The organism is Burkholderia sp. Bp8963, from assembly GCF_003854275.1.
Taxonomy (GTDB): Bacteria; Pseudomonadota; Gammaproteobacteria; order Burkholderiales; family Burkholderiaceae; genus Burkholderia.
The window spans coordinates 1-12,420 of sequence record NZ_QTQP01000096.1; the positions used below are offsets into that span (position 1 = coordinate 1).

9 protein-coding genes and 2 pseudogenes are annotated in these 12,420 nt (G+C 62.8%); 10 read left to right on the forward strand and 1 reads right to left on the reverse strand.

Going from position 1 to position 12,420, the window contains the following annotated elements; translation table 11 throughout:
- Positions 1–191: pseudogene (locus tag DID96_RS38695) on the reverse strand (GlxA family transcriptional regulator); the annotation flags it as partial.
- A gap of 303 nt (positions 192–494) precedes the next feature.
- Between DID96_RS38695 and DID96_RS36600 the strand changes: the two are divergent.
- From DID96_RS36600 to DID96_RS38700, 10 genes and pseudogenes are all read left to right on the forward strand, one after another.
- Positions 495–1,304: an SDR family oxidoreductase gene (locus tag DID96_RS36600; protein ID WP_124604060.1), complete on the forward strand. Its 810-nt coding sequence runs from the start codon at positions 495–497 to the stop codon at positions 1,302–1,304.
- A 187-nt stretch (positions 1,305–1,491) separates the two neighbouring features.
- Positions 1,492–1,947: a (2Fe-2S)-binding protein gene (locus DID96_RS36605; protein ID WP_124604062.1), complete on the forward strand. Its 456-nt coding sequence runs from the start codon at positions 1,492–1,494 to the stop codon at positions 1,945–1,947.
- Positions 1,948–2,000: 53 nt separating this feature from the next.
- Positions 2,001–4,217: a molybdopterin cofactor-binding domain-containing protein gene (locus DID96_RS36610; protein ID WP_124604064.1), complete on the forward strand. Its 2,217-nt coding sequence runs from the start codon at positions 2,001–2,003 to the stop codon at positions 4,215–4,217.
- 13 nt (positions 4,218–4,230) lie between these two features.
- Positions 4,231–5,523 (forward strand): c-type cytochrome, encoded by a 1,293-nt coding sequence (locus tag DID96_RS36615; protein ID WP_409333851.1) that lies wholly within the window; start codon positions 4,231–4,233, stop codon positions 5,521–5,523.
- Positions 5,524–5,629: 106 nt separating this feature from the next.
- The gene (locus DID96_RS36620) at positions 5,630–7,150 is read left to right on the forward strand and encodes an efflux transporter outer membrane subunit (RefSeq protein ID WP_124604068.1); all 1,521 of its coding nucleotides are present in this window, start codon (positions 5,630–5,632) and stop codon (positions 7,148–7,150) included.
- A gap of 65 nt (positions 7,151–7,215) precedes the next feature.
- Positions 7,216–8,376 carry an efflux RND transporter periplasmic adaptor subunit gene (locus DID96_RS36625; RefSeq protein ID WP_124604070.1) on the forward strand — a complete coding sequence of 387 codons (1,161 nt, stop codon included), beginning with the start codon at positions 7,216–7,218 and terminating at the stop codon, positions 8,374–8,376.
- 76 nt (positions 8,377–8,452) lie between these two features.
- The gene (locus DID96_RS36630; RefSeq protein WP_124604072.1) at positions 8,453–10,009 is read left to right on the forward strand and encodes a DHA2 family efflux MFS transporter permease subunit; all 1,557 of its coding nucleotides are present in this window, start codon (positions 8,453–8,455) and stop codon (positions 10,007–10,009) included.
- 239 nt (positions 10,010–10,248) lie between these two features.
- Complete coding sequence (locus DID96_RS36635) at positions 10,249–10,968, forward strand: hypothetical protein (RefSeq protein ID WP_124604074.1); 720 nt, start codon at positions 10,249–10,251, stop codon at positions 10,966–10,968.
- A 137-nt stretch (positions 10,969–11,105) separates the two neighbouring features.
- Entirely contained in the window at positions 11,106–11,792 is a 687-nt protein-coding gene (locus DID96_RS36640; RefSeq protein ID WP_124604076.1) for a response regulator transcription factor, read from the forward strand.
- Positions 11,793–12,229: 437 nt separating this feature from the next.
- Positions 12,230–12,420 (forward strand): annotated as a pseudogene (locus DID96_RS38700) (GlxA family transcriptional regulator); the annotation flags it as partial.

Sequence of the window (12,420 nt, forward strand, 5' to 3'; positions counted from 1 at the left end):
ACACGCTCGTGCAATGGCCGTGTGGCCATTGTCAGGCCAAGCGATGAACGCATTTCCCCGCCCGCAACCGAAAAGTTTTCAAGCGCGTAGAACGGATCGCCCACCACGATGTTCGCCCACTCGAACACCGCCTGCGTCGAGAGCCCTACGATCTGAAAGCCATCGCGAATCAGATAGCCAATCCGGCACATGTCCGTTCCCCATCACGTCACGGCAACCATCTTGATCATATAAACACGGCCCGCGGTGGAAAAAAAGATATACAAAGGTATCGCTCGTCAACAACCTTCGTAGTGCCATCAAGGCGCAATCGCATCAAGGTCCAGCCCTTGTTGCGGGTGCATCGTCGGGTACGGAAAGATGATCCGGTGCATGCCCGTTCCAAGTCATGGCGATGACCTGAATCATCCTGAAATTTGTCATTTCTGTCGCGACGAAACGAAGCCAGAATGCATTCACGCATCCTTCAAACACCTTCGAACCGGAGTGACATCATGGCTCAGGCACATCAAGGAACGGCCCTCATCACCGGCGCCTCGTCGGGTCTCGGCGCAGTCTACGCCGAGCGGCTCGCCCGCCGCGGCTACGACCTGATTCTGGTTGCGCGCAACCGAGACCGGCTGCTCGCGCTCGCCGAGCGCATCACGAACGAAACGCACCAAGGCGTCGAAATCGTCGACGCGGACCTCAACGACCGCACTGCGCTGGCCCGCGTCGAAACGAAACTCAAACAGGATGCGAGCATCACGCTGCTCGTGAACAACGCGGGCATCGGTACGCACACGCCGCTGCTCGACAGCGACGTCAACGCGATGACGCGGATGATCGACCTGAACGTCACCGCGCTCACCCGGCTCACGTATGCCGCCATCCCGGGCTTCGTCGCGCGCGGCAACGGTGCCGTCATCAACATTTCTTCGATCGTCGCGATCGCGCCGGAGACGCTCAACGGCGTCTATGGCGGCAGCAAGGCCTTTGTGCTTGCCTTCAGCCAGTCGCTGCACCACGAACTCGCCGACAAGGGCGTGCAAGTGCAAGCCGTGCTGCCCGGCGCGACCGCCACCGATTTCTGGCAGACGGGCGGCCTTCCGCTCGAGCACTTGCCGGAGGAAATCGTCATGTCGGCCGGCGACATGGTCGATGCGGCGTTGACCGGCTTCGACCGCGACGAGCTCGTGACGATCCCGTCATTGCACGCCGGCGAAGAGTGGGACGCGTATGAGGCCGCACGGCGCACGATGTCCTCGCATCTGTCGAGCGATGTCCCCGCGCCGCGCTATACGACGGGGCAATCAGCCCCCTGATATCCGACCTGCACGCCATTCGTTCGACTGCGCCAAAGTCGTCGTTCGCGTCGGCCCTGGCGACCCGGCCTGATGGGTCCCGACGGTCCTGGATGCCGTGCAACCGTGAGCACGTGCCGACCCGCGCGCCTTGACGCGCGCGGATCGCACGATAACGAACCGCAATACGCGGGTCCCCGGAGGCTGAATGCCTGATCTGAACATTAACGGCGCCACTCATGCAGTCGACGCGCCCGCTGACATGCCGCTCCTTTGGGTGCTGCGCGATCTCGTCAACCTGACCGGCACGAAATTCGGTTGCGGCATCGCGCAATGCGGCGCCTGCACCGTGCATCTCGACGGCGTCGCCGTGCGTTCGTGCGTGCTGCCGGTCGCGGCGGTCGGCGACAGGAAAATCACGACGATCGAGGCAATCGGCTCCACACCGGCCGGCCGCAAGGTGCAGCAGGCGTGGCGGGCGCTCGACGTCGTCCAGTGTGGCTACTGCCAGTCGGGCCAGTTGATGACGGCCGCCGCGCTGATCGCGTCGAACCCGAACCCGAGCGACGCCGACATCGATGCGGCGATGGCCGGCAATATTTGCCGCTGCGGCACGTACAACCGGATTCGTGCGGCGCTGAAGCAGGCCGCGAAGGAGGTGTGAAATGACACCACCTCCACGTTCAATTTGTTCACTGCCCCCCCAAGGAGGCTGGCATGTCACACGGACTGATCGAAGCAGGCAAGGCCGGTGCGGGCGTCTCGCGCCGCACGTTCCTCAAGTTCGGCATGACGCTCGGTGCGGCCACCGGCGGCGGGATGCTGCTCGGCTTCAGCGTGCCGGCGGCCGGCGGCGACGCGCGGCGTTCGGTCATCGGCGGCGACGCGCTCGAGACGCCGCGTCCGGGCGTGTTCGCGCCGAACGCATTCGTGCAGATCGACCGTAACGGGCAGGTGACGCTGGTGATGCCGAAGGTCGAGATGGGGCAAGGCGTCTATACGTCGATCCCGATGCTGATCGCCGAAGAGCTGGACGTGCCGTTGTCGAGTGTCACGCTCGACCATGCGCCGCCCGACGAGAAGCGTTTTTTCGATCCGCTGCTCGGCGGGCAGCTGACCGGCGGCTCGACGTCGATCCGCTATGCGTGGGAGCCGCTGCGCCGCGCAGGCGCGACCGCACGCACGCTGCTCGTTGCCGCGGCCGCCGCGCAATGGCAGGTCGATCCGGCGTCGTGCCGCGCCGCCGCCGGCGAAGTGCTGCATGCGCCGAGCGGGCGGCGCGCGTCGTACGGGCAGCTCGCAGACGCGGCCGCGAAGCTGCCGGCGCCGAACGACGTCGCATTGAAGCAGCCGCTGGCGTTCAAGCTGATCGGCACGCGCGTCAAGCGCCTTGATTCGCCGGAGAAGGTCGACGGCACCGCGCGGTTCGGCCTCGATACGCGGCAGCCGGGCATGCTGTACGCGGTCATCGTCAACTGTCCCGTGTTCGGCGGCACGGTCGCGAGCGTGGACGACACGGCCGCGAAACAGGTCCGGGGCGTGCGCCAGATCGTGCGCATCGACAACGCGGTCGCGGTGGTCGGCGAGCACACGTGGGCGGCCAAGCGCGGTGCGTCGGCGCTCGTCGTGAAGTGGAACGAAGGCGCGAACGCGAAGGTGTCGATGAAGGACATCGTCGCGGATCTCGCGCGCGCGGCGGACGGAAATGGCGCGGTCGCGCGCAAGCTTGGCGACGTCGACAAGGCGTTCGGAAGCGCGAAGACGCGCATCGACGCGGTCTACGAACAGCCGTTCCTGGCGCACGCGACGATGGAGCCAGTCAACTGCACGGTGCATGTGCGGCCCGACGCCTGCGAGATCTGGGTCGGCACGCAGGTGCCGACGCGCGCCGTCGATACGGTGCAGCGGATCACGGGCTTTCCGCGCGAGAAGATCGTCGTCAACAACCATCTGCTCGGCGGCGGCTTCGGCCGGCGCCTGGAGACCGACATGATCGCGCAGGCCGTGAAGGTCGGCCGGCAGGTGAGCGCGCCGGTCAAGGTCGTCTGGACGCGCGAAGAAGATATTCAACATGACATGTACCGGCCGTACTACTACGACCGGATCTCCGCCGGCCTCGACGCAAACGGCAAGCCGATCGCGTGGCGGCACCGGATCGTCGGCTCGTCGATCCTGGCGCGCTTCGCGCCGCCCGCGTTCAAGAACGGCGTCGATCCGGACGCCGTCGAGGTCGCGGCCGATCTGCCGTACGACCTGCCGAACCAGCTCGTCGACTACGTGCGGCAGGAGCCTCGCCACGTGCCGACCGCGTTCTGGCGCGGCGTCGGGCCGACGCGCAGCACGTTCGTCGTCGAGAGCTTCATCGACGAGCTTGCCGCGCAGGCGAAAGCCGATCCCGTGCAATATCGTCGCGCACTGCTCGGCAAGACGCCGCGCGCGCGCAACGTGCTCGACATCGCCACGAAGACGGCGGGGTGGGGCACACCGATGCCGAAGGGGCAAGGGCGGGGCGTGTCGGTGATGCACGCATTCGGCAGCTTCTTCTCGATGGTCGTCGACGTCGCGGTCGACGACGGCGACGTGCGGGTCACGCGTGTCGTATGCGCAGTCGACTGCGGGATGGCCGTCAATCCGGACACGATCGACGCGCAGGTGCAGGGCGGCATCATCTTCGGGATCACGGGCGCGCTGTACGGCGAGATCACGATCGAGAACGGCCGCGTGATGCAGGGCAATTTCACCGACTACCGGATGCTGCGGATCAACGAGACGCCACCGATCGACGTGCACATCGTGAAGAGCGCGGAGGCGCCGGGCGGAATCGGTGAGCCCGGCACGTCCGCACTCGCGGCCGCGCTGTCGAACGCGATCTTCGCGGCGACCGGCAAGCGCCTGCGCAAGCTGCCTGTCGGCAGCCAGCTGAAAACTGCCTGACACCGAGGAAATGATGATTCGAATCGCCACTTTGACGCACGCCGCGACGGCGCTCGGCATGGCCCTCCTCACGCTGGCGGCCGGTGCGGCGCCGGTTCAGGCACCCGACGCCGCGCTGATCGCGCGCGGCGCGTATCTCGCGAAGGCGGGCGATTGCGTCGCGTGCCACACCGCGCCGCACGGCACGCCGTTCGCGGGTGGCCAGAAGATGGTCACGCCGATGGGCGCGATCTACACGACCAACATCACGCCCGATCCGGATACGGGCATTGGCCGCTACACGGAGGCGGACTTCGCGCGTGCGTTGCGCGAGGGCGTCGCGAAGGACGGCCACAACCTGTATCCGGCGATGCCGTATCCGTCGTACGCGAAGGTGAAGGACGACGACATGAAGGCGCTCTACGCGTACTTCATGCATGGCGTCGAGCCGGTGAAGCAGCCGAACCGCGCGGCGGACATTCCGTGGCCGCTCGGCATGCGCTGGCCGCTGAAGCTGTGGAACGCGGTGTTCCTCGACACGAAGGTCTACGCGGACAAGCCCGGCAAGGACGCAATGTGGAATCGCGGCGCGTATCTCGTGCAGGGGCTCGGCCACTGCGGCTCGTGCCACACGCCGCGCGGCGTCGGCTTTCAGGAGAAAGCGCTCGACGAGGGCGGCGCTGCATATCTGTCGGGCGCGCCGATCGATAACTGGTTTGCATCGAACTTGACCAGCGAGCCGAACGCCGGGCTTGGCCGCTGGAGCCAGGCCGACATCGCCCTTTTCATCAAGACGGGGGCGAACCGGCACGCGAGCGCATTTGGTTCGATGACGGACGTGATCAACCGCAGCACGCAGTGGCTGGCTACCGACGATGTGAACGCTATCGCACGCTACCTCAAGTCGCTGCCGGTTGCGGGTGGCAGCGGCATGCCGCCGTACCACGATGATCCGGGCGGGGTTCAGCCTACGCTGGCCGGCTCGGCGAACGACTCGGGTTCGAAACTGTACGCAACATACTGCATGCACTGCCACGGCTCGAACGGGAAAGCGTTTGCACCGCTGCTCGCGCCGCTTGCGGGCAATCCGGCCGTGCTGGAGCCCAACCCGACGTCGACGATCAATGTCACCTTGAACGGGGCTCAAGCGCTCGTGATCGACGGGCTGCCGGCCGCGTATCCGATGCCGAAATTTTCTAACGTGCTGACGGACCAGCAGGTCGCAGACGTACTGACGTTCGTACGGTCGCACTGGAACAACGCGTCGACAGCGGTAAGTACGTCAGATGTCGCCAAATTGCGCAAGGCAACCGCCGTCCGGAATTAACGTCTCGATTCGCAGGCCGCAGCAGCTGCCGTGAGTTGTCGATCGCAAATGTGTGCATGAGCCCTGATCCGGTGATGGCCCTATTTATTTAGATAAGCGAAATGAAATGGAAACCATGACGAATCGCTACGGATTCCAGCGTCGAGCGAGCACGTGGGCGGCGCCGATAACCGCGGCGGTGGCGGCCCTCGGCTTGGCCGGATGTGTCAACTACGCCGGCATCAAGAGCGATAAGCAGATTGTCCCGCCCACGGCATACGAGACGAAGGAAAGCTTGCCCGCCGAGGGCGGACATTGGCCGGCAATGGATTGGGCCGACCAGTTCGGCGATCGGCAACTGTCCACGTTGATCAACGAGGCGCTGGCAGGCAATCCGACGATCGATCAGGCACGCGCCCGAATCGAGAGAGCCTCTTCCTATGTCGGCACGGCCAATTCCGCACTGTACCCAAACGTGACCGGCAGCTATTCGTGGACGCGCGAGCGCGCTAGCCGCAATGGCATCGTTCCGCCGCCGTTCGGCGGCACCTGGCAGAGCGAGAACAACGTGCTCGCCAGTGCGTCGTGGGACCTCGATCTCTGGGGCAAGAACCGGGAGCGGCTTCGTCAGGCCATCTCGCAAGAGAAGGTCGCCGACGCCGAGGCCGAGGAGGTGCGCATTTCGCTCGCCGCGTCGGTGGCAAGCACCTACAACCATCTGGCGCAGCTCTATGCATTGCGCGATATCCAGGCCCGGGAAGTGAAGAATCGCGAGGAGATCGCACTAATCACCCACGGGCGCGTCGGCGCGGGACTCGACACCAACGTCGAACAGCAGACCGCAAACGGCGAAACCGCAACGAGCCGTTCGAGCGTCAGCGATCTCGACGGGCAAATCACGACGCTGCGCTACCAGCTCGGTGCGTTGCTTGGCAAAGGACCGGACCGTGGCTTGACAATCGCGCAGCCATCGCTCGGAGACGTTGCCGAGTTCGCGTTGCCGGACAACCTGCCCGCCGATCTTATTTCACGTCGGCCGGATATCGTGGCGGCGTATTGGCAAGTGGACGCGGCCATCCACGATGTGAAGGAAGCGAAAGCCGAGTTCTATCCGGACGTCAATCTTTCCGCCGCGGCCGGACTGGACGCGTTCGGCTGGGGACGCTTCCTGACGGCCGGAAGCCGTCAGCTTCAGGCGGGACCCGCCATTCATCTTCCGATCTTCGATGCCGGTGCCTTGCGCGCTCAACTGAAGGGCCGCTATGCCGACTTCGATTACGACGTCGCGACCTACAACCAGACGTTGATCAATGCTTTGTCCGACGTGGCCACGCAGATCACGCAGATCCGCTCGAGCGACCGCCAGCTCGTCGATGCGCAGCAGGCACTGGACGCGCAAACCAAGGCTTATCAATTGGCGCTGGTCCGTTACAAGGCGGGACTGAATCAGCAACTGCAGGTGCTGAATGCGGACGACAACCGCCTCGCTGCCGAAACGGCAGTCGTCAACCTCGAGATGGGGCGGCGCAACCAGCAGATCGGCTTGATCAAGGCGCTCGGCGGCGGCTTCAATGCCGCGCAAGGAGGCCTTGCCGCAAATACCGAGACACCGATTGCTGCGCCGTCCACCGACTCGGCAACGCATTGAAACGTCAGATCGGCCTTCATGCGTCACGGCCCGACCGCAGACCTCAACCTTGACTGGAGCTGCAAATGAACGCACCTCAATCGCCGCCGGGAAAAGAGCCAGTACGGGGACCCGGCAAACGCAAACGCCTGCTTGCGCTGCTCGCCGCTTGCTTTGCGGTCGCAGGCGCCGCGTACGGCGCCTACTATTTCCTCGACGCCCGCTACCACGTGGACACGGACGATGCCTACGTCAACGGCAACGTCGTGCAAATCACGCCGCAGATCACGGGTACGGTCATCGCCGTCAATGCGGACAACACCCAAATCGTCAAGAAAGGCGAACCGATCGTCCAGATCGATCCCGCCGATGCGAGGATCGCCCTGCAGCAGGCCGAGGCCAATCTGGGCCAAACGGTTCGCCGAGTCCATGGCCTCTATGTCGACGATGACAAATACCGCGCGGATATTGCCGAACGCCAGTCGGATCTCTCGAAGGCGCAGGACGACTTGAAGCGCCGGCTTTCCACCGGCATGACGGGGGCAGTGTCCGACGAAGAGATCTCGCACGCCCGCGATGCCCTCAGGTCGGCTCGGGCGGCGCTCGACGCGGCCCGGCAACAGTTCGGCGCCAATCGCGCATTGACGGCCAATACCTCGGTCGAGAGCCATCCCGATGTCCTTGCAAGCGCCGCCCGCGTTCGCGACGCCTACCTGGCCTATGCGCGCACGACGTTGCCGGCGCCGGTCACCGGGTACATCGCGCAGCGCTCGGTTCAGGTCGGTCAGCGCGTTTCCCCTGGCGCCGCGCTGATGTCCGTGGTCCCGCTCGAGCAGGTCTGGGTCGATGCGAACTTCAAGGAGTGGCAGCTTCGTCACATTCGGGTTGGACAACCGGTCGAGCTGACCGCCGACGTCTATGGCTCCTCTATCGTCTATCACGGCAAAGTGGCGGGCTTTACGCCGGGCACCGGATCGGCCCTGGCGCTGCTGCCCGCGCAGAACGCGACCGGCAACTGGATCAAGGTGGTGCAACGGCTGCCCGTGCGGATCGAAATTCCGCCTGAGGAGCTGGAGAAGCATCCGCTGCGGGTGGGGCTGTCGATGAACGCGGATGTCGACGTCAAGGTCTCCGCCGGTCAGCAGCTTGGTACCGACCCTGCATCGAGCTACAAGACTGACGTATTCGCAAAGTACGGCGACGAAGCGGACTCGGCGATCGCTCGCATCATCGCCAAGAACGAATGAGCTTTTTTCATTGGACACGGGTACGTGAAAGACACCGTGTCCGTCTCGCCAGACACGCAATTGCCGGGCTATCAACATGACCACCCACCATCCGAATCATCCCCCGCTATCGGGGGCGACACTCGCCTTCGGCTCGTTCAGCGTGGGCCTCGCGGGCTTCATGACCGTGCTTGATTCATCGATCGCCAACGTCGCCATTCCGACCATCTCGGGAAACCTGGGCGTATCGGTGGACGAAGGCACGTGGGTTATCACTTGTTTTGCCGCCGCGAACTCCGTAGCCATACCATTAACCGGATGGTTGACCCAGCGACTGGGCCAGGTTCGCCTGTTCGTCGGTTCGATCCTGTTGTTCGTCATGGCGTCGTGGCTGTGCGGCATCGCGCCGTCATTGCCGATGCTGCTTTTTGCGCGCGTGCTGCAGGGCGCTGTGGCCGGACCGCTGATTCCAATGTCCCAGGCGCTGCTGCTCAGCTCGTGGCCCAAGGCGAAATCCTCGCTGGCACTCTCGCTGTTCTCGATGATCATGGTGGCCGGGCCGATCGTGGGGCCGACACTCGGCGGTTGGGTGACGGACAGCTATAGCTGGTCATGGATCTTCTATGTCAATATCCCGGTCGGACTATTTGCTGCCGCAATGGTGTGGATGCTGTATCGCCGTCGCGACACGCCGACCCAAAAGCTTCCCGTCGATGTCGTCGGACTGCTGCTGCTGATCGTCTGGGTGGCGTCGCTCCAGGTGATGCTGGACAAAGGAAAGGATCTGGACTGGTTCTCTTCGAACACGATCGTTATCCTGACGATCGTTGCCGTAGTGGGGCTGGCGTTCTTCATTGTCTGGGAGCTGACGGATAAAAACCCCATCGTCGACCTGACGCTCTTCAAGGAGCGCAATTTCCTCGGCGGCACGGTTTCGATTGCTGTCGCGTATGGCATTTTCTTCGGCACGCTGGTGTTGCTTCCGCAGTGGATGCAGGAGTATCTGGGTTATCGGTCATTGGATGCCGGACTCGCGACGGCGCCACTGGGGATTTTCGCGGTGATCGGCGCACCGATCATGGGGAGGATCCTGCCGCGTTCCGATGCGCGCATCATTGGCACGTGTGCGTTCGTCAGCTTCGCGATCGTCTACTACATGCGTTCGTTTTTCTACACGGATATCAGCGAAGGCTACATCGTCCTGCCGACCCTGCTGCAAGGCATTCCGATGGCGCTATTCTTCGCCCCGCTGACCTCGATCATCCTGTCAGGTCAGCCGACCGAAAAGGTGCCGGCCGCGGCCGGCCTGTCCACCTTCGGCCGCATGTTCTTTGGCGGCATCGGAACGTCTGTCGCGGGTGTCGTGTGGAACAACCGGACGATCATGCACCATGAAATCCTGACACAGCAGTCAAGTCCGACCAACCCGATGTTCAACGCGCAAATCGATGCCTACCACTCGCTGCTCGGTCTGGGAAGAGGCGCGTCGTACGCGTTGTTCGACCATACGGTGCAGACGCAGGCGGCAATGCTAGGACTGGATGACGTGTTTTTTGCGGCAGCGGTCATCATGATCGCCATTATCCCGCTCATCTGGATCACCAAGCCAGGCAAGGGCGCCGGCTCGAGCGACGCTGCTGCGGCCGCGCACTGACAGCGGTCGGGGCTTCGCGCACGGACAAGTCATGGCGATGACCTGAATCATCCCGAAATTCGACATTTCTGTCGAAACGAAACGAAGCCAGAATGCACTCACGCATTCATCAAACACCTTCGAACCGGAGTGACATCATGACCCAGGCTCACTGTCCTCTCAAGACTTTCGTTCGATAACGGATCCCGAAAACCACCACTCGGCTGGCCAGAGCAACTTTTTCTTCGGAGTGTAGAGCAATGAGTGACCTGCTGACGTTTGCCATTGAGGCTCATGGCGGCCTAAACCGCTGGAAAGAGCTATCGGAAGTATCCGCGGACCTGGATGTTGGCGGAGCACTTTGGGGACTTAAAGGGCAGCAAGGATTCGTCGGAGCATCGCACGTCGCTGCATCCTTGCATCTCCAGTGGGCGTCGCATTCCCCATTCCTGGAACCGGCGCACCGAACCTCCTTCGAAGGCGAGCGCGTTGCTATCGAGACCCTGGATGACCATGTTGTCGAGGCTCGAGAAAATACACGGGGGTCCTTTGCCGGTCATACGCTCGAGACGCGTTGGGATCGTATTCAGCTTGCCTACTTTGCTGGATATGCGATGTGGACGTACCTCACATCACCTTTCTCTTTGGTCACGGAAGGCTTCGAGTCGGAAGAAGTCGAGCCGTGGCAAGAAAATGGCGAAACATGGCGCGTGCTCCGAGTCCGGTTCCCGAAATCGATCACCACTCATTCTACCGAGCAGACCTTCTATTTTGACGATAAGGGTCTCTTGAGACGGCACGACTATGACGTGGAGGTGTCCGCGGGATCACCAGCGGCTCACTATGTGTACGACCATAAGCGGTTCAACGGGATCATCGTTCCGACGAAACGGCGAATCCATATTCGCGGTGAAGATGGCAAACCGCAACTGGAACCCCTGCTTGTGTCGATTGACCTCAGCAACATCGAATTTAGCTGACGTGCCAGGACGCATTCGCCTGTCGGCACGAATCGTATTGTCACTTCATCCCGGGTTATACGGAGACTTGAGGGTCTTGATGCCATAAATAAATGGCATAAATTGTGCGCCGAAGGTGCCTACGGTCGGAGTTTCCAATGACACCAGCTCAGGCAGTTGAACGTGAATCGAAATCGTCGTCGGCGCACGCCACGCCGGTGGTCTTTGTCCTCGACAATGACGTTTCGGTGCGTGCGTCGCTCGATGCGATAATCCGCTGCGCCGGTTTCAGCGCGGAAACATTCGCCTCTGCGCACGACTTCCTCGGGCATCCGCCCGCGAGGGTGCCGAATTGTCTGGTGCTTGACACCTGTCTTCCTGACCTGAGCGGCCTCGACCTGCAGAATCTCATTGCATCCGAGCGTACCGACATGCCGATCATCTTCATCACCGGCAACGACGACGTGCGGACGACGGTGCGGGCAATGAAAGCCGGGGCGTTTGATTTTCTCACCAAGCCCTTTGACGAACAGGTCCTGCTCGATGCCATCCGGCACGCCATCGAGTATAGCCGCGCGGCATTGAGCGAGGCAGCCGGGATGCAGGCGATCCGGGATCGCTACGCCTCACTCAGTCGACGCGAGCGCGAGGTCATGGCGTTGGTGGTGACCGGCCTTCTGAACAAGCAGGTGGGACACGAGTTGGGCATCAGCGAAATCACGGTGAAGGTGCACCGCAGGCAGGTCATGCGGAAGATGAGCGCCCGCTCGCTCGCCGAACTGATCAGCATCGCGTGGCAACTTCATCCTGACCACGCGCCACAGGCAGCGCTAAGCGCTGCGTGAAACAGACCCTCCTCCAAGCCATCAAGGCCGATTTTCGTTGGAGCCTCCACCAAACCCGGGGCGGTTCAGTAAGATCGCGTCCGGCAACGCATGGGCCGGCGCGACGTGCGCACCGGTGTCCGAGGTACCTTCGATATCGAAAGCCAACCTTCGCCGCTTCCGATCGGGCAATGACCGATTTCGCTCGATCAAGCGCTTGTGCGAGTAGGGGGCAATGAGTGGCAGTGATGGCCGATGAACCGTCCGGGCGACCTGCGTCGACCTTGCCTAGCGAGGCGCTGGGCGCATGTGTCCTATGACCACGCCTACGGGATTCCCCCTATAAACTCGTTGTCGGCGTGAAAGCAAAAGGAAGGTTTTCCCTCTTTACGCTGTATTTACCGCGGCGGGCGGTGTTCATGATCGAGATATGCGCCGTGACGTGATGGGGAACGGACATGTGCCGGATTGGCTATCTGATTCGCGATGGCTTTCAGATCGTAGGGCTCTCGACGCAGGCGGTGTTCGAGTGGGCGAACATCGTGGTGGGCGAACCGTTCTACGCGCTTGAAAACTTCTCTGTAGCGGGCGGGGAATTGCGGTCGTCATTTGGCCTGACAATGGTCACACGGTCGTTGCATGAGCATGG